We start from the raw sequence: 23,631 nt of genomic DNA on the forward strand, positions 1-23,631 counted from the left end.
CGCCCCGTCGGTGGACGGCGGCGGCCTCGGACCCCGCCGGTGCCGGCCCGGTACCGTGGTCGGCATGCGCGTCGCGACCTACAACGTCAACTCCGTCCGGGCTCGAGTGGGCAGGGTCGTCGACTGGCTCGTCCGTGAGGACGTCGACGTCGCGGGACTGCAAGAGATCAAGTGCAAGCCCGAGCAGTTCCCCTACGACGCCTTCCGCGAGGCCGGCTACGAGGTCGAACTGCACGGGCTCAGCCAGTGGAACGGCGTCGCGTTCGTCAGCCGCCTGCCGATGGAGGACGTCGAGATCACCTTCCCGTCGCAGCCGGGCTTCGCCAAGGGCCAGGAAGGCCCCGACCAGCCCAAGGAGGCGCGGGCGATCGGCGTCACGGTCGAGGGCGTCCGCCTGTGGAGCCTCTACGTGCCCAACGGCCGCGAACTGGGCGACCCGCACTACGACTACAAGCTCGACTGGCTCTCGAAGCTCGCCGCCGAGACCGAGGCCTGGCTCGCCGCGCGCCCCGACCAGCCGTTGGCCCTGATGGGCGACTGGAACGTCGCACCGCTCGACACCGACGTGTGGGACATGTCGGTCTTCGAGGGCCACACGCACGTCAGCCAACCCGAGCGCGACGCCTTCTTCCGCTTCGAAGAGGTCGGCCTGACCGACGTCGTCCGCTCGCGCCTGCCCGACGGCTACACCTACTGGGACTACAAGCAGCTGCGCTTCCCCAAGAACGAGGGCATGCGCATCGACTTCATCCTGGGCTCGAAGGCCTTCGACGGCCTCGTGACGTCCGCGGCCATCCATCGCGACGAGCGCAAGGGCGACGCCCCGAGCGACCACGTCCCCGTGGTCGTCGACCTCGACCTCGAGACCGAGCTCGACGACGACCGCCCGATGATCTTCTGAACCCCGGCCCCGCTCGCCTGCGGCGCTCGACACCAGGAGGCGCGGGTCAGGCGAGCAACGCCGCCACCAGCACCAGCACGGGAACCGAGAGGATGGTCGTCGCCAAGACCGTGTCTCGGGCGACGACGACCCCGGTCTGGTAGCGCTGGGCGTAGTTGAAGACGTTCTGGGCCGACGGCAGACCGGCCAGCACGACCGCCACGAAGAGCTCGTCGCGGTCGAAGTCGAAGACGAACGCCCCGAGCAGCCAGGCCGCGACCGGCATGACGACGAGCTTGAGGACGACGGCGACGACGATGTCGGCGCGCCCTTGCCCTGCCTGGAACGGCTTCGAGCCGTACAACGACATGCCGAACGACAGCAGGACGACCGGCACCGCGGCACCGCCCACCAACTCGAACGGCTCGCGGACGGCCTGGGGGATCTCGAGGCCGGTGACCGCCACGAGCACACCGAGGGCGGACCCGATCAGCAGGGGGTTCGTGAACGGTCGGGCGATGGTGCGCCCGAGGCTGCTGCCGCGGTTCGTCACGGTGTCCATGACGGCGAGCACGATCGGCGTGAGCACGAGCAGCTGGTAGAGCAGGACGGGGGCGACGAAGGTGGCACTGCCCAGCACGTAGGTCGCCACGGGCAGGCCGATGTTGTTCGCGTTGACGTAGGCGCCACCCATCGTCCCGATGGCCGTCTGCGCCGCACTGCGTCGGAGGACGAACTTCAGGACGACGACCGAGAGGACGGCGGCCAGGAGCGAGGCGAGCGCCGAGACCACCAACAACCGCGAGAACAGCACGTGGACGTCGGCCTGCGAGATGGTGGAGAACAGCAGGCAGGGCGTGAGGACGAAGAAGACGAGGCGCGAGAGCACCCGGTGGCCGGATTCTCCGAGCAGGTCGATGCGACCGACGACGTAGCCGGTCACGATGATCACGCCGATGATCGCGAACCCGATCAGCACTCCACCCATGGGTCCATCCTGTCGCACGCCCCGGGGGCCGGCGGGACGACCGGGTCAGGCCACGGGCACGCCGTCCCCCACCGGGGCGCCGATGCGTTCGAGCAGATGCGCCGCCTCGTCCTCGGCCTGGGCGTCGACGGCCCAGGCGACGACACCCGCCTCGCACGCGGCGACGGCGAACGCCTCGCCGGTCGGGAGCCCGCTGGCGCGGGCGAGGTCGTCGGCGAAACGCCTCGCCGCCTGGGCGACCGGGCGATCCGACGCGACGACGACGAGGGCACCGCGACGCAGGCCGTCCGCGAGGCTGTCGACCGCACGGTCGAGCTGTACCGCCGTCGGGGTGGCGGCGTCGACGGCCACCACGGCCCAGTCGAAGCCGACGACGTCGTCGATCGGGGTCGCCATCTCGCACGAGAGCACGACGACCTCGGCGTCGAGTGCCGCCGCCCGATCGGCGACGGGACGGATCACCGGGTACGGACCGGCGAGGACGAGCTTCGGGGCGTGGGCGAACAGCATGACGGGGCCTCTCGGGGTGGAAGGAGCGCCCGGCGGGTCCGACCGGGCGGGACATCGAGTCGACGATGCGTCACGTACTACTCTACGTGTGACATTTACATTGCACAAGACGTTGCGGCCGTCACCGTTCGGAACAGGCCCTGCACTCCCCTGCGCCCCCGCGCCTCCTGACACCCCGGGACCCGGCCGTCGGGCAGAATCGACGGGTGACGCGCCTCCACGATCCCTCGGTCCACACGTTCGCCAGCGACAACTACGCCGGAGCCCACCCCGAGGTGCTGCAGGCGATCGTCGACGCCGCCGGCGGCCACGTCGGCTCGTACGGCGCCGACCCGTACACGCAGCGGCTGGCCGAGGTCGTCGTCGAGACGTTCGGCGAGGGGGCGACCATCGACCCCGTGCTGACCGGCACCGGTGCGAACGTCGCGGCCCTCCAGGCCCTCACCCCGCGCTGGGCGGCCGTGATCTGCGCGACGACCGCGCACGTCTACACCGACGAGGGCGGCGCTCCCGAACGCCTGGGCGGCATCAAGCTGTTGACCGTGCCGACCCCCGACGGCAAGCTCACGCCCGAGCTGATCGACCGGCAGGCCTACGGCTGGGGCGACCAGCAGCGCCCTCAGCCCCTCGCGGTCACGATCACGCAGAGCACCGAGCTCGGCACGGTCTACACGCCCGACGAGATCCGGGCCGTGACCGACCACGCGCACACGCTCGGCATGCGGGTGCACCTCGACGGCGCGCGCCTGGCGAACGCCGCCGCCTCCCTCGGCGTCCCGCTCCGCGCGATCACGCGCGACGCCGGCGTCGACTCGGTCTCGTTCGGCGGCACGAAGAACGGCCTGGTGCTGGGCGAGTCGGTCGTGACCTTCTCCGAGGAAGCACGGGCCGGCTTGGTCTACCTGCGCAAGATGGACGCACAGTTGGCCTCGAAGATGCGCTTCGTCTCGGCACAGTTCCTGGCCATGCTCGAGGGCGACCTCTGGCTGCGGTCGGCGACGAGGGCCAACGCGATGGCCGCCCGTCTCGCCGACGGCTTGGCCACCCTGCCGGGCGTCGCTGTCACCCAGGCGGTCGACGCCAACGCCGTCTTCGTCGTCCTGCCGCCCGAGGCCGTGGAGCCCCTCCGCGCCGCGCACCACTTCTACGACTGGAACCGCGCCACGGGAGAGGTGCGACTCATGTGCTCGTTCGACACCACCGAGGCGCACGTCGACCGGTTCGTCGAGGACGCCCGCACGCTCGTCGGCTGAGGCCGGGTCCGCTCAGGCCAGGTCGGGTCAGGCCAGGTCCGCTCCGGCCGGGTTCGCTCAGGCTCGGGCGGCCTCGACGAACGCACGGATCAGGTCGACGCTCTTCACGCCGCGCGACGACTCGACGCCCGAGCTGACGTCGACCCCGACGGCACCATGGGGTCGGAGTCCGGCCAGCAGCCCGGCGACGTTGTCCGAGGTGAGCCCGCCGGCCAGCAGCCACTCCCGGGCAGGCGGCGCCGACAGCAGCGGCCCGACGTCGAAGGTGGCGCCGGCACCGGGGTCGATCGCGTCGAGGAGCAGGGCGTCCTCTCGGAAGGCGACCCGCGCCTCCTCGGGTTCGGCCGCGTAGACGGCGGCGCTGACGGCACGGATCACCCGGAAGCCCGCCGCATGGGCGGCGGCGACGTCCGCCGGGGTCTCGTCGCCGTGCAGCTGGACGGTCGACACCGAGGAGGCGCGGGCCGACTCGAGCACCGTCTCGATGCCCTGCCCGCGGAACACGCCGACGGTCTCGACGCCCGCCGGCACGCGCGCCGCCAACGCGCGTGCACCCTCGGGATCGATCGTGCGCGGACTGCCGGCCGCGAAGACGAACCCCACGGCGTCGGCCCCGGCCTCGACGGCGGCGTCGACCGTCTCGGGCGTGGACAGGCCGCAGATCTTCACCCAGGTGCGCATGGTTCCAGTCTGCCGGGCTCAGGCGGGCAGGTCGTCCAGGTCGCCGGGCGTGGGCTCGCCGACGTCGTGCCGCACGACCGTCAGCCCCTCGCCCCCGTCGGCCACGTCGACCCGCACGGTGTCGCCGTCGGCGATCTCGCCCCCGAGCAGCGCCATCGCGAGCTTGTCGTCGATCTGACGCTGCATGAGGCGGCGCAACGGCCGGGCGCCGTAGATCGGGTCGTAGCCGCGGTCGGCGAGCCAGGCCCGCGCGTCGGGGGTGACGGCGAGCGCGAGGCGGCGATCGGTGAGCCGTCGTCCGAGGCGGTCGACGTAGAGCGACACGATCTGGCCGAGGTCGTCGGTGCTGAGGGTCGAGAACACGACGATGTCGTCGAGCCGGTTGACGAACTCGGGCTTGAACGCCTGGCGCACCAGGCCCTGCACCAGCTCTTCTTTCTCGGGGTCGCTGAGGCCGGGATCGGTGATGACCTGCGAGCCGAGGTTCGACGTCAGCACCAGGATCGTGTTGCGGAAGTCCACGGTTCGGCCCTGCCCGTCGGTCAGCCGGCCGTCGTCGAGCACCTGCAGCAGGACGTCGAAGACCTCGGGGTGGGCCTTCTCGACCTCGTCCATCAGCACGACGCTGTACGGGCGACGACGCACGGCCTCGGTCAGCTGACCACCGGCTTCGTAGCCCACGTACCCGGGAGGCGCGCCCACGAGGCGGGACACGCTGTGCTTCTCGCCGTACTCGCTCATGTCGATGCGGACGAGCGCCTTCTCGTCGTCGAAGAGGAAGTCGGCGAGGGCCTTGGCGAGCTCGGTCTTGCCCACCCCGGTGGGGCCGAGGAAGAGGAACGAACCGGTCGGGCGGTCGGGGTCGCTGATGCCCGCGCGGGTGCGCCGCACCGCTTCGCTGACGGCCTGGACGGCGGCCTTCTGACCGATGAGGCGCCTCCCGAGTTCGCTCTCGAGGTGCAGCAGCTTCTCGGTCTCGCCGCTGAGCAGACGACCGACCGGGATGCCGGTCCAGGCGGCGACGACCTCGGCGATGTCGGCGTCGGTGACCGAGTCGCTGACCAGCCGGTCGCCCGACTTCTCGAACGACTCGGCGTCGGCGAGGCGCTTCTCGATGTCGGGGATGCGCTCGTAGCTGATGCGCGCCGCATCTTCGTAGCGCCCCTCACGCAGGGCGCGGTCGGCGTCGATGCGGGCCTCGTTGAGGTCGCTGCGTAGCGTGCCGACGCCGTGCAGGGCGGCCTTCTCGGCCTGCCAGCGGGCGTCGAGGTCGTCGTAGGCGGCCTGCTGCTGGGCGATGGTCTCGCGCAGGGTGGCGAGGCGGGCCTGCGAGGCGTCGTCCGTCTCCTTCTTGAGGGCCAGCTCTTCGATCTGGAGGCGCACCAGGCCCCGGTAGAGCTGGTCCAGCTCGACGGGCGACGAGTCGATCTCCATCTTGAGGCGGGAACCCGCCTCGTCGACGAGGTCGATCGCCTTGTCGGGCAGCTGACGGCTGGGGATGTAGCGGTTGGACAAGGAGGCGGCGGCCACCAGGGCGCCGTCGGTGATCGTGACCCCGTGGTGCGCCTCGTACCGCTCCTTGAGCCCGCGGAGGATCGCGACGGTGTCCTCGACGCTGGGCTCGCCGACGTAGACCTGCTGGAAGCGGCGCTCGAGGGCCGCGTCCCTCTCGATGTACTGGCGGTACTCGTCGAGGGTGGTGGCGCCGATGAGGCGCAGCTCGCCGCGGGCGAGCATCGGCTTGAGCATGTTCGACGCGGCGACCGAACCCTCGCCCCCGCCGGCACCCATCAGGGTGTGCAACTCGTCGATGAAGGTGATGACCTGGCCGTCGCTCTTGGTGATCTCTTTCAGCACGTCCTTCAGGCGCTCTTCGAACTCTCCGCGGTACTTGGCCCCGGCGACGAGGGCGGCGAGGTCGAGGCTGATCAGGCGTTTGTCCTTCAGGCTGTCGGCGACGTCCCCCTCGACGATGCGCTGGGCGAGGCCCTCGACGACGGCGGTCTTGCCGACGCCGGGCTCGCCGATCAGGACGGGGTTGTTCTTGGTGCGGCGGGTGAGCACCTGGCTGATGCGACGGATCTCGGCGTCGCGGCCGATGACGGGGTCGAGCTTGCCGCTGCGGGCGATGGCGGTGAGGTCGACGCCGTACTTCTCGAGCGCCGACTTCTGCTTCTCGTCGGAAGCCGGAGCGCCCTGCATGTTCGCCATGGATGTGCCTTTCTCGAAACTTGAGTGGAGCTGGCTCAAGTTTACGCCGACACGCCCGGATCGCAAGCCCTCGCACCCGTCATGTTGTGCATGCCTTGTTTTGTGTCTAACATTTCACCATCTGTTCGCCTGGCGGCGCATCGCGTTGCCCAGACATGAAAGAACACCTCTCTCACATGAAGAAAACTCTCAAGCGCACCGGCGCGATCGGGCTGGCCGCAGCCACGATCGTCACCGGCCTCAGCTTCGGCCCCGCGGCCGTGGCCGCAGCCCCTTCCCCTACCAGCTCACCCGTCGACGGATCTCAGGTGCAGTTCGTCGGACAAGGCGCAGACGGGACGATCTACGGTCAGGCATCGCCGACGGCCTGGAACGTCCGCACCTATCAGACCCTCGCTGACGCACAGTCCAATTCGATGGTCTTCACGACCACCAGGGTCGGGGACTATTTCTACGCGGAGGCCGTGGACGGCGACGCCAATCGCTGCCTCTTCAAGAACCAGAGCTCGTCCACGCCCTACGTCGCCCTGGGCGGAAGGTGCGGCTCCGACGCGACTCTGTTCTCGATCGACGGCAACTCCCGAGTAGTGAACAAAGTCACGGGCACACCGATGAGCGCCCCGGTTCGAATCGGTAGTTACTCGTTCTTCGGCCTGTCGAACTCATCTCCGCTCTCCTTCCAGGGAATCGAATCGAAGTCGTATGCCCCGTCGTACAACGAGGCGGACGACACGGTGACGTTGACGATCACCGGAGGCGAGAATGACGCGGACGTGTTCGTCGAGGACATGTCCGGCGGCAACGGCACGACGGGTCGAACGAACGACGACGGCGACGCGACGATCACCCTGTCCCCCTTGCTCAGTGCCGGTGAGACGGTACGCCTGAAGTACGGCGAGTCGGGCACGTGGGAGACCATCTCCACCGGGCGCCTGCCCGCCATCGGCGACCTGCAGGTCGTGCGTGGCGATGACGGCAGGGTCACCGTCAGTGGCAAGGCATCCGGGATGGCCGGTGCGAACGTCTACGTCGGCCCCGACCGCCTCTCGCCCAACGCGGTCCAGATCGAGAAGGCGGCCGCGGACAACACGTTCTCGTTCGTGCTCAATGACGCCGCCGCGGCTCTGAGCACCGGTTACATCTACAGCTACATCCAGGGCGTCCGGACCGAGATCGCCATCAACGGGTTCTCCGGCAAGGTCGACTCGGTCGACATCCCCAACCGGACGGCCGTCATCTCCGGCACCGCCGTCCCCGGGTCGTTCGTGCTGATCGACACTGCCGTCCCCGACCAGGTGCAGGCCGGCACCGACGGGCGCTGGTCGCACACGGTGACCGACCTCACGCTGGGCTCGAACCCGATCCCGCTCTCGCAGTACGAGAACGGCGAGAAGACCGGCGAGACCACCCTCGACGTCGTGCTCGACGTCTCCCCTGTGCGCGGCTCGGTGTCGTTCCCGGCCGACCTCGAGCAGGACGCCGTCCTGTCCGGCACCGCCCACCCCGGCTCCACCGTCGTGATGCGCGACGTCGACGGCGACGAGATCGCCCGCACCGAGGCCCGCCTCGGCTCGGGTGCCTGGTCGACCCCGATCGGCGCCCCCGACGCGGGCGGCGACTACGACGTCCGCATCCACCAAGAGATCGACGGCGAGGCCAACGGTGAGATCGTCGTCACCGTCGCCTACGGCGCCGGTGTCGCGATCACCGCTCCGGTCGAGGGCATGGCCCACGACGGCGGCCCGGTCACCCTGCGCGGCACCGGCGAGGTCGGCGCCCAGGTCACCGTCCGCGAAGAGGGCCGCAGCACCGTCCTGGGCAGCGCCCAGGTGCTCGCCAACGGCCAGTGGACCATCCGCACCACCGACGTCGACGACCGCAAGCACGTCCTCGAGGCCAGCCAGACCGGCAAGGGCAACAACACCACCACCTCGACGGTGACCCTCAACCCCGAGAACGGCGAACAGCCCCCGGTGATCGTCGCCCCGACTGTCGAGACCCCCGAAGCGGGTTCCACGGTCACGACCAGCCGCCCGGTCTTCTCCGGTCACGGCCAGGACGGCGCCACCGTCACGATCGGCTACGGGCCCAACAGCATCATCGGGACCGGCACCGTCGTCGACGGCGAGTGGACCATCACGCCGACCCGTGGGCTCAGCCTCGGCACGAGCAACCTCGTCGTCACCCAGACGGTGGGCGACGACGTGCAGCAGATCACCCACACCATCAACCGCGTGGCCGCAGAACTGCCCCTGAGCGTCACGAGCCACGTGAACGACCAGTTCTACGAAGCAGGCGTGACCACGTTCCGCGGTACCGCGCCGATCGGCTCGACCGTGACGGCCAAGAACCAGTGGGGCACCCCCATGGGCGCCGCGAACGCCGCCGACGGCACCTGGGCCTTCAACCGCAACCTCGGGCCCACCACGGCCGGCTACCTGATCACCTTCACCGCCACCCCGCCGGTGGGCACCCCTCAGGTCGTGACGCTGAAGCTGAACTACGAGAACGTGGTCGCGTTCCAGATCACCAGCCCCACGAACAACAGCACCTACACCGAGGGCACGGCCACGTTCCGCGGCACCGCGGCACCCAACGCCGCGATCGCCGCCACGAACCAGTGGGGCACCCCCATGGGCAGCACGACCGCGAGCCTCCAGGGCGACTGGGCCTTCGACCGCTACCTCGGCCCCACCTCGGCCGGCTACGACATCACCTTCGTCGCCACCAAGGGCACCGACGTCCAACGTCAGACAATCCACCTCGACTACCGCGAGACCAACGTCCCCGTGGCCGTCACGAGCATCGCCGACGGTGACACCTACCGCCCCGGCATGAACGTGCTCAAGGGCACCGGCACCCCCGGCGCCACCGTTCGGGCCGTCAACGCCACGAACAACTGGAACGTGCCCATGGGCCAGGCCGAGGTCGACTCCGAAGGCAACTGGGCCCTGCCCGAGCGCAACTGGGGCCCGGCGAACGACTACGCCATCAAGGTCACCCAGACGAACCCCGACAAGTCGACCACCGAGACCACGGTCAATGTCAAGGCGCCCCGGTTCGCCCCCCTCGTCCTGACCAGCCCCGCGGTCGGCGACACCTACGAGAACGGGGTGGCCGCCACCTTCACCGGTACCGCCACGCCGTTCGCCACCGTCACCGTCAGCTCCGCCACGAGCTCCACGGTCTACCGCGAGGTCCAGGCCGACGCCCAGGGCAACTGGTCCTTCAGCCGTGCCTGGGGCCCCAGCCACAACTACACGCTGAACATCACCCAGAAGGCCCTCGACGGCCAGACGGGTGACCCGATCAGCGGCTTCGCCTGGCACCCCAGCGGCAACTAGCACCACACCGCGACACCCGCACCACAGCGACACCGCACCACCCCGCCGGGGAGGCACCGACACGGTGTCTCCCCGGCCCCCCCAAACCATCCGCCGGCCGCATCCCGAGCCGACGCCCCCGCACCGTCCCCCCACCTCCCGAAGGGAACCACCATGCGCACCTCCACCCTGCGGACAGCCGCCCTCGGCGTCGCGCTCGTCGCCGTCCTCGCCGGCTGCACCTCGAACGCCGACACGGAGGCCGAGGCCGGGACGACACCCCTCGCCGAGGTCACCCCCGAACCCGCCGTCACCGAGACCTGCATCGACGGCAACGCCGTCGTCGTCCTCGACGAGGACACGCCCGAGGTCACCTTCACCGAGCCCTGCGACAGCATCAACGTGGTGGGCAGCGACGGCACCGTCACCCTCGCCGACGTGAGCCACCTCGTGGTCGAGGGCCAGGGCGTCACCGTCACGGCCGGTGCCGTGGGCACGGTCGACTTCGCCGGCGACGGCAACGCCGTCAGCCACACCGGGGCCGCTCCGACCGTCAACGAGAACGGCACCACCGACAACACCGTCACCGCACGCTGATGGTCGGCCTCCTCCGCCGGCGCGGGCCGGCCTCCGCCGCCCTGGTCACGACCACGATGATCCTCACGCTCGCAGCGTGCTCTTCCGCCGAGACCGACGCGACACCGAGCCCGACCGTGAGCAGCACCGCCTCCTTGGACGCCGCCCCCGTCGGCAGCTGCGACGACGGCTTCATGCTGCTCGACCTCGGGGCCACCGACGACGTCGCGCCCTCGCTCGACACGAGCAGCTGCGACCTCGTGTCGATCGTCGGCTCGACCGGGACCGTCGTGCTCGACGAAGTCAGCACGCTCGTCGTGGAGGGCTCCGACGTGACCGTCTCGGTGCAGGACGTCGACACCGTCCAGCTCGCCGGGGACCGCAACACGGTCCACCACGCCGGCGAGGCCCCGGCCGTCGACGACCAGGGCCAGGCCAACACCGTCACCGCTGCGGCCGAACCCGCCGCGGAGTGACCGGGAGGCGGGTCCAGTCCCTGGCTGGACCCGCCCTTTCGTGCTCTGACGCCCCCGAACCGCACCACCCACCCTCCACCCCCACCCGGAGCACCCCATGACGACGACCTCGACCCTGATGATCAGCCTCGTGACAGCTGTCGCCCTCGGCGCGGGCCTCGCCGGCTGCACGAGCGCCTCCTCGACGATCGACCCGGGCCCCTCCGCGACCACCACGTCGACCACCACCGCACCGCCAGCGGGCGGCCCCTCCATCGCGGGCAGCGCCTCGACCGCGACCGATCCCGCCGACGACACCTGCGTCGACGGTTTCGCCTGGATGCAGTTCGGCGACGGCGAACCCCGCACGAAGACCTTGCCCGACGGCTGCGACACCGTCATCGTCAACGGCAGCGACGCCGAGCTGACCCTCGGTCCGACCCGGGTCGTGGTCGTCATGGGCGACCGCAACTCCGTCGACGTGCCCCGCGTCGACCAGGTCGACGCGATGGGTGACGACAACACCATCCGGCTCGACGACGACCTGCAACCCCTGCTCAACACCGACGGCACAGGCAACGTCGTCACCACTCGCTGACGCGGCGGACCGGACAGGCCCTCCGCCGCACGCGCGCATCCGAGCCCGAGCCCGAGTCCGAGTCGAGCCCGAGCCCGAGCCCGAGCCCGAGCAATCGGGTGCGAATCTCTGCGGGTCGGCACCCCGGCGCTCCCTCCCACCTCGACGGTGCATCATGGGCCGATGCTCGACCACGCCCTCGCCCGCCGCCTGCGCGACGCCGGACTGCGCTGGCGGCCCCGTGCCGGCGACCGCTTCGCCATCGAGACCCCGGGATTCGACGGCGACGTCTTCACGCTCAGCGACATGACCATCGAGGTCCACGAGTACCCCACGGGTACGGAGCTCGGCTTCAACGGCACCACCGAGTGGGCCCTGGACTCGGTGGCCGCGGACGACAGCCTGTGGCTGCCCCGCGAGGACCAGCTGCGCGAGCTCCTCGGCCCCGTGTTTCGCGGGCTGGCGCGACACGTCGACACCGGCTCCCGCCCCGGCAGCGACAGCGACATCACCACGAGCCCAGGCGGCGACCCCGACATCAGCGGTGACCGAGACTGTGGCGGAACCGTCTACGAGGTGACCACCCGCCCGACGGGGGGCCACACGGACCTCCGGCACCGCGCCTCCGTCGCCGAGGACGCCTACGCGCACGCCCTGCTCGCCTACATCGACGCGTCGCTGCGCCTCGACGAGGTCGAGGTCGAGACCGAGGCCGAGGCCCGCTGACGGGACCCGACCCGGGTCCCGCCCGGGGTCAGCCCCGGCGGACCGACCGCGTCACCGTGAAGCGCCGGTCGCGGGCGACCTGGGTGGTCGGCCCCACGACGCGCTCGAGGACCGGCCGGTGGCCGAGGGGCGAGTTCCACACGCACCACAGCTCGCCGCCCGGGCGCAGCAGACGGGCGGCCGCCTCGAACAGCTTGTGGGCGATGGCCGCGTGCACCGTCGCCCCGACGTGGAACGGCGGGTTCAGCAGCACGACGTCGGCGGAGGCCTCGGGCAACGACGACCCGGCGTCGTCGCGCGACACGACGACCCGATCGGCCACGCCGGTCGCCGTCATGGTGGCCCGCGCCGACTCGACCGCCGCCCACGACTGGTCGGTGGCGACCACCCGGGCGTGCGGTCGGGCGAGGGCGAAGGAGGCGGCGAGCACTCCGGTGCCGCATCCCAGGTCGACGACGTCCCGGGCCTCGGGAGCCGCGCGGTCGAGGACGGCGAGCAGCGCTCGGGTGCCGACGTCGATCGAGGTGCCCGCGAACGCCGCACCGTGGGCGACGACGACCACGTCGCCGTGACGCGAGATGCGCGGCCAGCCGAGCGCGCCTCCTGGGGTCGGGGTCGTCGCGGTCAGCACCCGGGACTTCTGGCGTGACAGGCCGGCGGTCACCTCGCCGAAGTGGCGCGCCAGGACGTCGTTCATCGCGAGGGTCATGTGCTTGACGCGTCCCCCGGCGAGGACGCGGACGTCGGGGTGCGCGTACCGGGCGATCGACCCCGCGATCTCGTCGAGCGCGTCGAGCCCTCGGGGCAGCTGCACCAGCACCGTCCGCGCGCCCTCGAGGAGGGCCTCGTCGAGACCGTGGTGCGTCCACGTCGCGGTGACGCCGAGACGGCTGGCGTTGGCGTCGAGCGCGCGTTCGCCCGAGAGGGCGTCCTGGTGCACGCGGACGGGGGTGCCGGGCGACAGGGCCGCGACCCCGAGGGTCAACGCACCGTAGCGGTCGCCGATCACGGCCACGGCCTGGGGGTGAGCGGCGATCGCCTCGTCGGCGGAGTCCAGCAGCAGCCGGTCGGTGGCGTCGTGCGCGACGAGTTCGGGGGCCTCGATGTCGGGCCACCGACGGAGCTGCTCGAAGTCGATCACCCGCCAACGCTAGTCGGCACGGCCGACGTGTCACGACCTGCCGCCGACCTCTCGGTGCGCGCTGCAGGTCGTGACCTCTCGGGGTCGCGCGTCAGCGCAGCGGCCGCCAGACGACGACCGAGGTCTGCCGCGACGGGCGCGTGCCGTGTCGCAGCGGCACGACGCCGCTCTCGCCTGCGGCGAAGACCCGGGCACCGGGCCGGTTGACCATCTCGTCGGCCAGGGCCCGCTCGAGCTCGCGCACCCGGGACTGCAACGAGGTGACCTGGTTCTCGAGTTCGAGGATGCGCTTGATGCCCTCGAGCGAGATGCCCTCGCCCCCGAGTCGGGCGATCTCGCGCAATTGGACGACGTCCCGCATCGAGTAGCGCCTCGACTTGCCCGCGGTGCGCTGCGGGACGACCAGGCCGAGCCGGTCGTACTGCCGCAGGGTCTGCGCGTGCAGGCCCGAGAGCTCGGCGGCGGTCGCGATCGCGAAGAGGGGCGAGTGCTCGTCCATCGGCCACTGGGTGGGGTCCGGTCGGTCCATCTCGTCTCCTGTCTCGTCGCTCGGGACCTGCCGCCGAGGAGGCGCGGGTCGGGTCGGTCTCGTCAGGCCCGGGCGCGGGCGATGAGGTCGTCGCGCGGGTTCTCGGCCGGCAGCGCGGCGGCCAGGGCCTCGACGGCCTCGCGCGCCTTGTCGTTGAGGTGTGCCGGCACCGCGACCTGGACGGTGGCGAGCAGGTCGCCGACGCCGTCCTTCGCGTGCACGCCGCGACCCTTGACGCGCAGGACGCGACCCGAGGGCGTGCCCGGCGCGACGCGCAGGCGCACGGGGTCGCCGCCCAGGGTGGGCACCTCGATGGTCGCGCCGAGCGTCGCCTCGGCGAAGGTGACCGGCACGTCGAGGCGCAGGTTCTTGCCGTCGAGCTCGAAGACGGGGTGCTTGCGGACGGCGACGGTCAACACCATGTCGCCGGCCTCGCCGCCGTCGGGGCTCTGCTCGCCGCGACCGCGCAGCTTGATCTTCTGGCCGTCGTGCACGCCGGCCGGGATGCGGACCTTCATCGGCTTGCCGTTCGAGGCCTGCAGCGTGATGGTCTCGCCGACGATGGCGGTCTGGAAGTCGAGGGTCGTCGTGGCCGTCATGTCGCGACCCTTCTGCGGGCCGCCGAAGCCGCGGTAGCCGCCACTGGTCTGGCCGAAGCCACCACCGCCGAACATGCCGCCGAAGATGTCGTCGAAGCCGCCGCCACCGCCGCCCTGGCGGAACTGCGTGCGCTGTCCGCCCTGGTTGAACATGCCGCCGAAGACGTCCTCGAAGCCGCCACCCGCGCCTCCGGGGCCACCGCTGCCGGCCGCGAAGCGGGCGCCGCCGCCCATGGCGCGCACCTGGTCGTACTCGCGACGCTGCTCGGGATCGGAGAGCACCGAGTGGGCCTCGCTGATCTCTTTGAACTTCGCCTCGCTGGCCGCGTCGCCGGGGTTGGAGTCGGGGTGGTACTTGCGCGCGAGCTTGCGGTAGACCTTCTTGAGCTCGGCGGGCGTGACGTCTTTGGAGACACCGAGGACGGCGTAGAAGTCCTTGTCGAACCAGTCCTGACTCGCCATGCGGCACCTCCTTCCTTGACTGGAGGTCGCTGCCTGGCAGCGACCGGAAGAGAACGGGGGAGGCGGTGGGCACCTCGTCGAGGAGCCCACCGCCGATCGCGACTCGCGTCGCAGGGGTGGTGACGGGCAGCCCGGGGGCCGCCCGTCACCTGGGTGCTACTGGGGGGTGTGCACCGCGACCTTGGCGGCCCGGATGACCCGGTCGCCGATCGTGTAGCCCGGCTCGATCACGTCGGCCACGGTGTTGACCGTGACGTCGGCACTCGGCAGCTGGACGAGGGCGTCGTGCTTGCTGGGATCGAAGACGTCGCCCTTCGCGCCGATCTGCGCCAGGCCGAACTTGTCGAGCCCCCCGCGGATCTTCTGCGCGATGACGGTCATCGGGCCCTCGGCCAGGTCGCCGTGCTGTTCGGCACGGGCCAGGTCGTCGAGCGCCGGCAGCAGGGAACGGACGACCTCGGCCACCACGGCCTCGCGGTTGGCCTCGCGGTCACGCTCGACGCGCCTCCGGAAGTTCACCAGCTCGGCCTGGGCCCGCAGCATGTCCTGTCGCATGTCGGCCACCAGGTCGGCACTGGCCGCGTCGAGGATGGCCTCGTCGTCGGCGCTCAGCGTCTCGGTGCCCTCGGGCGCCTCGGCCATCGACTCGGCGGCGGCCTTGGCCCCGGCCGGGGCCTCGGCGTCGGCCGGGGTCTCGACGTCGGGAGCCTCGGCGTCGACGAGCTCGTCGGGCTCGACCACGTCGGCCGTGCCACCGTCTTCGGACGGAGTCGCGGCACGCGGCTCGTCGTCGGGCGTCTTGTTGTCGTCAGTCATGCCGACCGCCTCTACTTCTTGTCGTTGTCGTCGTCGTCCACGACCTCGGCGTCGACGATGTCCTCGTCGTCGCCCTGGGCCTGGCCGTCGGCGGGAGCACCCTCGGCACCGGCCGCACCGGCAGCGCCGGCCTGGTCGGCCTGGCTCTGCGAGTAGATCGCCTGGCCGAGCTTCTGCTGGCTCTCGTTGAGCTTGTCGAAGGCGGGCTTGATCGCGGACTCGTCGTCGCCGGCGAGGGCGGACTTGAGCGAGTCGACGTCGGCCTGGACCTCGGACTTGACGTCCGCGGGCAGCTTCTCGTCGTTCTCCTTGATCAGCTTCTCGATCGAGTAGACGAGCTGCTCGGCCGAGTTGCGGGTCTCGTTGGCCTCGCGACGCGCCTTGTCTTCGGCGGCGTTCTCCTCGGCCTCGCGCACCATGCGCTCGATGTCGTCCTTCGACAGCGACGAGCCGCCCGAGATGACCATCGACTGCTCCTTGCCGGTGCCCTTGTCCTTCGCGGACACGTGCACGATGCCGTTGGCGTCGATGTCGAAGGTGACCTCGATCTGCGGGACGCCGCGGGGGGCCGGGGCGATGCCGGTCAGCTCGAAGGTGCCGAGGTTCTTGTTGTCGCGGGTGAACTCGCGCTCGCCCTGGAAGACCTGGATCGCGACGGACGGCTGGTTGTCGTCGGCCGTCGTGAAGGTCTCGCTGCGCTTGGTCGGGATGGCGGTGTTGCGCTCGATGAGCTTCGTCATCGCGCCACCCTTGGTCTCGATGCCGAGGCTGAGCGGGGTGACGTCGATGAGCAGGACGTCCTTGCGCTCACCCTTCAGCACGCCGGCCTGGAGGGCGGCACCGACGGCCACGACCTCGTCGGGGTTGACGCCCTTGTTGGGCTCCTGACCACCGGTGAGCTGCTTGACGACCTCGGTGACCGCGGGCATGCGGGTCGAGCCACCGACGAGCACGACGTGGGCGATGTCGCCCACCTTCACGCCCGCCTCTTTGATGACGTCGTTGAACGGCTTCTTGGTGCGGTCGAGCAGGTCGCTCGTCCACTGCTCGAACTGCGAGCGCGAGATCGTCTCGTCGAGGTTGAGCGGGCCGTCGGCGGTCAGCGTGAGGTACGGCAGCTGGATGCTGGTCGAGGTGCTCGACGACAGCTCTTTCTTGGCCTGCTCGGCGGCCTCTTTGAGGCGCTGCTTGGCGATCTTGTCGGTCGACAGGTCGACGCCGTGGGCGTCCTTGAACTTCTTGATCAGGTGCTCGACGATCCGGTTGTCCCAGTCGTCGCCGCCGAGGCGGTTGTCACCCGAGGTGCTGCGCACCTGGATGGTGGAGAAGTCTTCGTCCTTGCCGACTTCGAGCAGCGAGACGTCGAACGTTCCGCCACCGAGGTCGAAGACCAGGATGAGCTCGTCTTCCTTGCCCTTGTCGAGGCCGTAGGCGAGCGCCGCGGCGGTCGGCTCGTTGATGATGCGCAGGACGTTCAGGCCCGCGATCTCGCCGGCCTCTTTCGTGGCCTGGCGCTCGGAGTCGTTGAAGTACGCGGGGACGGTCACGACGGCGTCGGTGACCTCTTCGCCCAGGTACTGCTCGGCGTCGCGCTTGAGCTTGCCCAGGATGCGCGCGCTGATCTCTTGCGGGGTGTACTTCTTGTCGTCGATCTCGACCTTCCAGTCGGTGCCGACGTGCCGCTTCACCGACGCGATGGTGCGGTCGACGTTGGTGACGGCCTGGCGCTTCGCGGTCTCGCCGACCAGCACCTCGCCGTCCTTCGTGAAGGCGACGACCGAGGGGGTCGTGCGCAGACCCTCGGCGTTCGCGATGACGGTGGGCTCGCCACCCTCGAGGACGCTGACGACCGAGTTGGTGGTACCGAGGTCGATTCCTACTGCACGTGCCATGTGCTTTTCTCCTTCGTGGTGCGATGTTGCGGAAACCTGGGGGGCCGGCCTTGAGTCGGCCAGGCTCAACTTTACTCGCCCTGCCGACGAGGTCAAGCGGTGAACCTGAAAGTTGAGCCAGAAAGACTCAACTCTCGTGAGAGGGTCGCCGCGCCCACGCCGGACGAGCAGGCGCGACCCCCCTCGGCCACGGACGCCCACTAGGTTGACCCCCATGACCGCAGCGCAGACGCTCGCCGACGCCGACCCGATCCCCCGCCGCCGTGTGCTCTCGTGGGCCCTCTGGGACTGGGGCTCCGCCGCCTTCAACGCCGTGGTCACCTCGTTCGTCTTCAGCACCTACCTGGCGTCCGGCGCCTTCGTCGATCCGGCGATCGTGGCGGCGGCCGACGACGACGCGCGCAACCCGGCCCTGGTGCTGGCCAAGGCCGAGAACGCGACGGTCATCTCGACCGCCCTGACCATCGCGGGGGTGCTGATCGCACTGCTCGCGCCGGTGCTCGGCCAGCGCAGCGACGGCTCCGGCCGCCGCAAGCTCTGGCTGGCCATCAACACCGGTCTCGTGGTGCTGGCCATGGCCGCGATGGTGCTGGTCGCCCCGGCGCCCGGGTACCTCGTCTTCGGCGCGGCTCTGCTCGCCGTCGGCAACCTCTTCTTCGAGTTCGCGAGCGTCAACTACAACGCCATGCTCGTGCAGGTCTCGACACCGGGGACGATCGGGAAGGTGTCGGGGTTCGGCTGGGGCCTCGGCTACGTCGGCGGCATCGTCCTGCTGCTGTTGCTGCTCGTCGCCTTCTTGCAGAGCTTCGGCGTCGAGGGACGCGGCGGCCTGTTCGGCGTCGCCACGGGAACGGAAGGAGGCGCGTGGGACGTCCGCCTGTCGATCGTCGTCGCCGCGGCGTGGTTCGCGGTCTTCGCGGTGCCGGTCCTGCTGTCGGTGCCCGAGCTGCCCGCCACCGCCGCACGGGCCCGGGTGGGCTTGTGGCGCTCGTACCGCCTCCTGGGGTCGACGATCGCCAAGCTCTGGCGCACCAACCGCCAGGTGCTGCTGTTCCTGCTGGCCAGCGCCGTGTTCCGTGACGGCCTCGCGGCCGTCTTCACCTTCGGCGCGATCATCGCCGCCCAGGTCTTCGGCTTCTCGCCGAGCATGGTGATCTACTTCGCCGTCGGCGCCAACCTCGTCGCGGGGATAGGCACCTTCGTCGGCGGGTGGCTCGACGACCGCCTGGGCGCCAAGACGATCATCGTCGCTTCGCTGGTGGGGCTCGTGATCGCCGCCTTCGCGGTGCTCGCCATCGGGACGGCGACGAACCTGTTCTGGGTGTTCGGCCTGGCGCTGGCCCTCTTCGTCGGGCCGATCCAGTCCGCGAGCCGGTCGTTCCTCGCGCGGGTGACGCCACCCGGGCGCGAGGGAGAGATCTTCGGGTTGTACGCGACGACCGGGCGAGCCGTGAGCTTCCTCGCGCCGGGGCTCTTCACGCTCTTCGTCTCGGCGACGGGCGACACCCGGTTCGGCATCGTCGGCATCGCGCTCGTGCTGCTGGCCGGACTCGTGTTGATGCTGCCGGTCAAGGGAGTGCAGCGTTCGATCGACTGAGCCGGGCCTGAAGTCGCTTCTCGGGCGCGTGGAATGTAGAGTATCGGTTGGCCGTCCCGATCGGTCTTCCCTTTCCCCCATCCGGAAGAAGACATGAGCACGATCAGATCAGGCCTCACCGCCGTCGGCCTCGCAGCCCTCGCCGTGGGCACCCTCGCCCCCGCCGCAGCCCACGCGGCCCCCGCCATCACCGACCAGGCCCCGGCCGAGGCGCCGTCCGCGTCGCCCAAGGCCCCGTCCGCACCCCGCATCACGTTCGTCGAACCGAGCGAGGACGACAAGCTGTCCGTCGCCGGCATGGCGCCGGGCGCCCGACTCGCGGGGGTCATCGTCGAGGGAGGGGGCAGCTACAGCGCCGCCGTCTGGAACGACCGCTTCGCCACGCTCGTCGACGTCGCCGACCGGGGCAAGAAGGCCACACTCGTCTCGTACACCCCACAGGGGAAGGTCGAGGTCGAGTTCGTCCTCGAGACCCAGTACGCCGAGGGCGAGAACGAGGCACCCGGCACGCCCGTCATCCACGCCGTCAGCCAGTACGACGACGGCCACTTCGTGATCGAGGGGACCGTGGCGCACCAGCCCGACCTGTTCTCGAAGACCGAGGTGTGGGCCAACCGTTCCGGCATGTCGTGGGACTTCCCGTCCGAGAACGGATCGTTCTCGCTGACCGTGCCCGCCTCGCGCGCCGGCGAGGTCATCGAGGTGACGGCCTACTACCGTGGCCACGGGAGCGAGACAGCTCAGGTCGAGCTCGTCCCCACCGAACGCAACACCGCCTCGGACGTCCACCCGCTCGAGGTCGCATCGCCTACCGCGGGCGACGTGCTGGCGGCCCCCGAGGCGACGTTCGCCGGGTCCGGCATCCCGAACTCGCAGATCGTCGTGACGCGTGACGAGAAGACGAACCGCGCCTCCTCGACGCTCTGCGAGACCCGCGTCACGTCGCTGGGCGACTGGAGCTGCACGTCGCCGACGCTGCCGGCCGGCAGCTACGACACCGTCGTGACCGAGACGCCCGTCTGGGCCGCGGCACCGAAGCAGACCGCCGGGACGGCGTTCTCCGTCGCCGACACCATGCCCGACCCCGGGTCCGAGACGCCGGGTCGCCCCTCGACCCCCCTCCTGTCGTCGGTGACCGAGGGCCCCGACGGCCGCCTGACCGTCCGAACGATCATCCACGGGGCCGGCCAGGCCCGCATCGACGTCGGCGACCACAGCGAGACCCGCCTCCGCGGGCAGCACGGCCGGTTCTCGTTCCTGCTCGACGGGTCGCTGGCCGGGCAGACCGCGACCATCACGGGGCTGTCCCACGACGGCGACGGCGACGGCGACTCCCTCGAGATCGACCTGACGCCGCTCGAGGCCCCGGCCGGCTCACCGCTCTCGGCCCCGTTGATGCACGGCATCTCCGAGGAGTCGAGCACCTTCTACGTCCAGGGCACCACCTCGTACTTCGCCGACGAGTACCTCGTGCCGACGGTGATCGCCCAGATCGACGGTGAGTTCGTCGTGGCGACCGAGTCCACCTGGAACGGCGCGTACATCCTGCGCATCCCGACCTCGTTCGCCGGGCAGGACGTCGACCTCTACACCGTCCGGAACGGCGAGCTGTCCGAGGCCACCACGATCACGGTCGAGGCGACCGAGAAGAACTCGGCTCCCGAGACGTTCCCCCTCGAGGTGACCTCGATCGCCGAGGGCGAGACCATCTCGACCGACATGACCTCGATCACCGGCGAGGGCATCCCCGGGTCCCGCATCGCGATCGCGACCGACCTGGCGCGTGCCGGCGAGGCCTGCGCCGCGTTCGTCGGGAGCGACGGGACCTGGACCTGCGAGCTGGAGGCGCCCCTGACGTCCGGCCCGCAGACCATGACGGTCACCGAGACGCCCTACTGGCGGACCCTCGCGCCGTTGACCTCGACGCGCTCGTTCACCGTGTCCGACGGCTCCGACGGCTCCGACGACTCCGACGACGAAGACCTGACCGACCTCACCGTGACCAGCCACACCGACGGTGGCCGCTACACCACCGGCATCGCGACCTTCGCCGGCCGCGGCACGCCCGACGCCCGCGTGACCGCCGCCAACCAGTGGGGCACGCCCATGGGTTCGACCCGCGTGGACGAGGACGGCGACTGGAGCTTCAGCCGCAACCTCGGCCCGACCAGCGCCGGCTACGACATCACCTTCACGATGACGCCCACCACCGGTGCGCCCACCCTGGTGACCCTGCACCTCGACTACGAGGCTCCCTCGCGGCCGCTGACCGTCACCAGCCACGTGGACGGCGACTCCTACCGCGAGGGCATCGCCCGCTTCACCGGCACGGGCACCGTCGGCGCCCAGCTCGTCTCCACCAACCAGTGGGGCACCCAGATGGGCAAGGCGACCATCGGCAGCGACGGCACCTGGGCGTTCTCGCGCAACCTCGGACCGACGAACCCCGGCTACGTCCTGACCTTCGTCGCGACCCACGGAACGGACGAGCAACGGGCGACCCTGACGTTGACGCACCAGAAGGACGACCTCGTCGACGTGCAGATCTCGTCCCCGGTCATCCGTGACGGCGGCATCAGCGAGGCCCACCGGACCGTGACGTTCCGGGGCACCGCCACGCCCTTCGCCACGGTCGTCGGCAAGAACCAGTGGGGCACGCCGTTCGGCAGCACCACCGCCTCGTCCACCGGCGCGTTCGCGTTCGACCGCTACGTCGGGCCCGCCAGCACGACCTACCAGCTGACCTTCGAGCAGAAGGCCACCGACGGCACGACGAAGACCACCACAGGGATCGACTTCGTCACCGGACGCTGACACCACCACCAGTACCGACACCAGCACCAGCACCAGCACCACCAGGGCCGGCTCCGCACCCGCGGGGCCGGCCCTCCCCCGTCCCCGACGCCGACGCGCCCGGCGGTCGCCGCTCCTCCTCGAGACCGACGACAACGTCGGCCGTCCTCCGTAGGCTGACCGGGTGAGCACCCTCGACGACGACTACGACCTCCGCACCTTCGCGGCCGCGCTCGACCCCGAGGCGAGTGACGACTCCCCGCGGGCCGACGTGGCGACCGCCGCCTGGGTCGACGCCGAGTCGATGGGCTTCCACGAACCGGCCGGCGACGACGACTCCCTCGGCCGTGCCGCGCGTCGCCTCGTCGCCGACGGGCGACGTCTCACGGGCGTCTACCGCCGCGAGGCCACCCCCGGCTCGCTCGACGCCGAGGGTCGCCCCGTCGCCACCTTCGCGTCGTTCGACAAGACCCTGCACGTCGGCGGCGGCCGTCTGATCGACGCCGACCTGGTCGCCGGCGTCACCGTGCAACCGACCCACCGCCGCAAGGGCATCCTGCGTCGGATGATGACCGACGACCTCGCCCGCGCCAAGGCGGCCGGCACCCCGGTCGCCGCACTCACGGCCAGCGAGGCGTCGATCTACCGGCGCTTCGGCTTCGGCGTGGGCGTCCGCGAGCGCACCATCGAGGTCGACGTCCGTCGCGCGGGCGGCCTGCTCAGCGAGCCCGAGGGCAGCACCGAGCTCGTCACCACGGCCTCGCTCGCCGAGGTCGCCCCCGACGTCTTCGCCCGCTTCCACGTCCGCAGTCCCGGTTCCGTCGACCGGCACGAAGGCGCCTGGAACCACGCCCTCGGCCGCGAGCGCGCCGACGGCACGCCCGACCCCGCGGTCCGGGCCGCGGTGCACCGCGACGCGACCGGCACCGTCGACGGCTACGTCACGTACCGGGTCGAGTCAGCCGGGGGCGGCCCCGGTTCCACCGGCGTGCAGACCCTCGTCGTCGTCGACCTCGTGGCCGCGACCGACGACGCCTACCTCGGCCTGTGGCAGCTGCTGCTCGCGGTCGACCTGGTCCGGGTCGTCCGGTACTCGAACGCCCCGCAGCACGACCCCTTGGCGCACGCGATCGTCGACGGTCGCGCCCTGACCATCAGCCACGACGAGGACCACGTGTGGTTCCGCGTCCTCGACCCGGTCGCGGCCCTGCAGGCTCGCCCGTGGGCGGCCGACGGCGTCGTCACGATCGCCATCGGTGACGCGCTGGGCCACGCGGCCGGCACGTACCGGGTCACGAGCGAGGCAGGCGAGGCGACGGTGAAGAAGGCGGCCGTCCGCCGGGCCGACCTCGAACTCGACGTCGCGACGCTGGGTTCGCTCTGGCTCGGCGGCTCCGACCCGGTCACGCTGGCCGCGGCCGGCCTGGTCCGCGAGCGACGCAAGGGCGCCGTCCAGAAGTTCCGCGCGATGCTGCTGCCCGAGCGACCCCTGCACGGCATCACCTACTTCTAGGCACGGCATCGGCCCCGGGGCCGAGACGCAGGAGGCGCGGGTCGGGTGACCCGCGCCTCCTGCGTCCTCGTGCGCCCCGCGCCGTACCGGTCCGGCAGGGCCGGAGGGC

19 protein-coding genes are annotated in these 23,631 nt (G+C 70.9%); 10 read left to right on the top strand and 9 right to left on the bottom strand.

Going from position 1 to position 23,631, the window contains the following annotated elements; translation table 11 throughout:
- The first annotated feature begins 64 nt into the window (after positions 1–64).
- Positions 65–901, top strand: a complete 837-nt coding sequence (locus ASL10_RS14675; protein WP_056049859.1) for an exodeoxyribonuclease III — start codon at positions 65–67, stop codon at positions 899–901.
- 46 nt (positions 902–947) lie between these two features.
- Here ASL10_RS14675 and ASL10_RS14680 read toward each other — a convergent pair whose 3' ends face one another.
- Together ASL10_RS14680 and ASL10_RS14685 are read right to left on the bottom strand one after the other, a co-directional pair.
- Positions 948–1,868, bottom strand: coding sequence for an AEC family transporter (locus ASL10_RS14680; protein ID WP_055978228.1), 921 nt, complete (start codon positions 1,866–1,868; stop codon positions 948–950).
- Positions 1,869–1,913: 45 nt separating this feature from the next.
- Positions 1,914–2,378, bottom strand: a complete 465-nt coding sequence (locus ASL10_RS14685; RefSeq protein ID WP_056049647.1) for a hypothetical protein — start codon at positions 2,376–2,378, stop codon at positions 1,914–1,916.
- Positions 2,379–2,584: 206 nt separating this feature from the next.
- Between ASL10_RS14685 and ASL10_RS14690 the strand changes: the two genes are divergently transcribed.
- The gene (locus tag ASL10_RS14690; RefSeq protein WP_055978224.1) at positions 2,585–3,631 is read left to right on the top strand and encodes a low specificity L-threonine aldolase; all 1,047 of its coding nucleotides are present in this window, start codon (positions 2,585–2,587) and stop codon (positions 3,629–3,631) included.
- Positions 3,632–3,688: 57 nt separating this feature from the next.
- Here ASL10_RS14690 and ASL10_RS14695 read toward each other — a convergent pair whose 3' ends face one another.
- Positions 3,689–4,312, bottom strand: coding sequence for a phosphoribosylanthranilate isomerase (locus tag ASL10_RS14695; RefSeq protein ID WP_056049650.1), 624 nt, complete (start codon positions 4,310–4,312; stop codon positions 3,689–3,691).
- 18 nt (positions 4,313–4,330) lie between these two features.
- A complete protein-coding gene (locus tag ASL10_RS14700; RefSeq protein WP_082460637.1) occupies positions 4,331–6,523 on the bottom strand; it encodes an ATP-dependent Clp protease ATP-binding subunit in 2,193 nt (730 codons plus the stop codon).
- Between the two features lie 176 nt (positions 6,524–6,699).
- Between ASL10_RS14700 and ASL10_RS14705 the strand changes: the two genes are divergently transcribed.
- The 5 genes from ASL10_RS14705 (at position 6,700) to ASL10_RS15725 (ending at position 12,180) form a co-directional block, all read left to right on the top strand.
- The gene (locus tag ASL10_RS14705; protein WP_157485559.1) at positions 6,700–9,867 is read left to right on the top strand and encodes a hypothetical protein; all 3,168 of its coding nucleotides are present in this window, start codon (positions 6,700–6,702) and stop codon (positions 9,865–9,867) included.
- A gap of 153 nt (positions 9,868–10,020) precedes the next feature.
- Positions 10,021–10,443 (top strand): DUF3060 domain-containing protein, encoded by a 423-nt coding sequence (locus ASL10_RS14710; protein WP_056049657.1) that lies wholly within the window; start codon positions 10,021–10,023, stop codon positions 10,441–10,443.
- 116 nt (positions 10,444–10,559) lie between these two features.
- On the top strand, positions 10,560–10,898 hold the full coding sequence (locus tag ASL10_RS14715; RefSeq protein WP_162234623.1) for a DUF3060 domain-containing protein: 339 nt from the start codon (positions 10,560–10,562) through the stop codon (positions 10,896–10,898).
- 97 nt (positions 10,899–10,995) lie between these two features.
- Positions 10,996–11,475: a DUF3060 domain-containing protein gene (locus ASL10_RS14720; protein ID WP_056049678.1), complete on the top strand. Its 480-nt coding sequence runs from the start codon at positions 10,996–10,998 to the stop codon at positions 11,473–11,475.
- A 162-nt stretch (positions 11,476–11,637) separates the two neighbouring features.
- Positions 11,638–12,180, top strand: a complete 543-nt coding sequence (locus ASL10_RS15725; RefSeq protein WP_082460638.1) for a hypothetical protein — start codon at positions 11,638–11,640, stop codon at positions 12,178–12,180.
- A 28-nt stretch (positions 12,181–12,208) separates the two neighbouring features.
- Here ASL10_RS15725 and ASL10_RS14730 read toward each other — a convergent pair whose 3' ends face one another.
- The 5 genes from ASL10_RS14730 to dnaK form a co-directional block, all read right to left on the bottom strand.
- Positions 12,209–13,321 carry a class I SAM-dependent methyltransferase gene (locus ASL10_RS14730; protein WP_056049683.1) on the bottom strand — a complete coding sequence of 371 codons (1,113 nt, stop codon included), beginning with the start codon at positions 13,319–13,321 and terminating at the stop codon, positions 12,209–12,211.
- A gap of 91 nt (positions 13,322–13,412) precedes the next feature.
- Positions 13,413–13,820 (bottom strand): heat shock protein transcriptional repressor HspR, encoded by a 408-nt coding sequence (locus tag ASL10_RS14735; protein ID WP_056049862.1) that lies wholly within the window; start codon positions 13,818–13,820, stop codon positions 13,413–13,415.
- Between the two features lie 92 nt (positions 13,821–13,912).
- On the bottom strand, positions 13,913–14,911 hold the full coding sequence (locus tag ASL10_RS14740; protein WP_056049686.1) for a DnaJ C-terminal domain-containing protein: 999 nt from the start codon (positions 14,909–14,911) through the stop codon (positions 13,913–13,915).
- 156 nt (positions 14,912–15,067) lie between these two features.
- A complete protein-coding gene (locus ASL10_RS14745) occupies positions 15,068–15,727 on the bottom strand; it encodes a nucleotide exchange factor GrpE (protein ID WP_235452891.1) in 660 nt (219 codons plus the stop codon).
- An 11-nt stretch (positions 15,728–15,738) separates the two neighbouring features.
- Positions 15,739–17,619 carry a molecular chaperone DnaK gene (gene dnaK / locus ASL10_RS14750; protein WP_056049689.1) on the bottom strand — a complete coding sequence of 627 codons (1,881 nt, stop codon included), beginning with the start codon at positions 17,617–17,619 and terminating at the stop codon, positions 15,739–15,741.
- 214 nt (positions 17,620–17,833) lie between these two features.
- Here dnaK and ASL10_RS14755 point away from each other — a divergent pair, with 214 nt between their 5' ends.
- The 3 genes from ASL10_RS14755 to ASL10_RS14765 all read left to right on the top strand — a co-directional run bounded on the left by ASL10_RS14755 (position 17,834) and on the right by ASL10_RS14765 (position 23,522).
- The gene (locus tag ASL10_RS14755) at positions 17,834–19,216 is read left to right on the top strand and encodes an MFS transporter (protein ID WP_056049691.1); all 1,383 of its coding nucleotides are present in this window, start codon (positions 17,834–17,836) and stop codon (positions 19,214–19,216) included.
- Positions 19,217–19,309: 93 nt separating this feature from the next.
- Positions 19,310–22,030, top strand: coding sequence for a hypothetical protein (locus ASL10_RS14760; RefSeq protein ID WP_056049692.1), 2,721 nt, complete (start codon positions 19,310–19,312; stop codon positions 22,028–22,030).
- Between the two features lie 163 nt (positions 22,031–22,193).
- Positions 22,194–23,522 (top strand): GNAT family N-acetyltransferase, encoded by a 1,329-nt coding sequence (locus ASL10_RS14765; RefSeq protein ID WP_056049696.1) that lies wholly within the window; start codon positions 22,194–22,196, stop codon positions 23,520–23,522.
- Positions 23,523–23,631 lie beyond the last annotated feature (109 nt).

This window comes from Frigoribacterium sp. Leaf8, from assembly GCF_001421165.1.
GTDB lineage: Bacteria > Actinomycetota > Actinomycetes > Actinomycetales > Microbacteriaceae > Frigoribacterium.

Excerpts from the sequence above, each read along its gene's own strand:
- ASL10_RS14675 (WP_056049859.1), top strand. The coding sequence starts at position 65 with ATGCGCGTCGCGACCTACAACGTCAACTCCGTCCGGGCTCGAGTGGGC.
- ASL10_RS14680 (WP_055978228.1), bottom strand. The coding sequence starts at position 1,868 with ATGGGTGGAGTGCTGATCGGGTTCGCGATCATCGGCGTGATCATCGTG.
- ASL10_RS14685 (WP_056049647.1), bottom strand. The coding sequence starts at position 2,378 with ATGCTGTTCGCCCACGCCCCGAAGCTCGTCCTCGCCGGTCCGTACCCG.
- ASL10_RS14695 (WP_056049650.1), bottom strand. The coding sequence starts at position 4,312 with ATGCGCACCTGGGTGAAGATCTGCGGCCTGTCCACGCCCGAGACGGTC.
- ASL10_RS14700 (WP_082460637.1), bottom strand. The coding sequence starts at position 6,523 with ATGGCGAACATGCAGGGCGCTCCGGCTTCCGACGAGAAGCAGAAGTCG.
- ASL10_RS14705 (WP_157485559.1), top strand. The coding sequence starts at position 6,700 with ATGAAGAAAACTCTCAAGCGCACCGGCGCGATCGGGCTGGCCGCAGCC.
- ASL10_RS14710 (WP_056049657.1), top strand. The coding sequence starts at position 10,021 with ATGCGCACCTCCACCCTGCGGACAGCCGCCCTCGGCGTCGCGCTCGTC.
- ASL10_RS14720 (WP_056049678.1), top strand. The coding sequence starts at position 10,996 with ATGACGACGACCTCGACCCTGATGATCAGCCTCGTGACAGCTGTCGCC.
- ASL10_RS15725 (WP_082460638.1), top strand. The coding sequence starts at position 11,638 with ATGCTCGACCACGCCCTCGCCCGCCGCCTGCGCGACGCCGGACTGCGC.
- ASL10_RS14735 (WP_056049862.1), bottom strand. The coding sequence starts at position 13,820 with ATGGACGAGCACTCGCCCCTCTTCGCGATCGCGACCGCCGCCGAGCTC.
- ASL10_RS14740 (WP_056049686.1), bottom strand. The coding sequence starts at position 14,911 with ATGGCGAGTCAGGACTGGTTCGACAAGGACTTCTACGCCGTCCTCGGT.
- ASL10_RS14745 (WP_235452891.1), bottom strand. The coding sequence starts at position 15,727 with ATGACTGACGACAACAAGACGCCCGACGACGAGCCGCGTGCCGCGACT.
- dnaK (WP_056049689.1), bottom strand. The coding sequence starts at position 17,619 with ATGGCACGTGCAGTAGGAATCGACCTCGGTACCACCAACTCGGTCGTC.
- ASL10_RS14755 (WP_056049691.1), top strand. The coding sequence starts at position 17,834 with ATGACCGCAGCGCAGACGCTCGCCGACGCCGACCCGATCCCCCGCCGC.
- ASL10_RS14760 (WP_056049692.1), top strand. The coding sequence starts at position 19,310 with ATGAGCACGATCAGATCAGGCCTCACCGCCGTCGGCCTCGCAGCCCTC.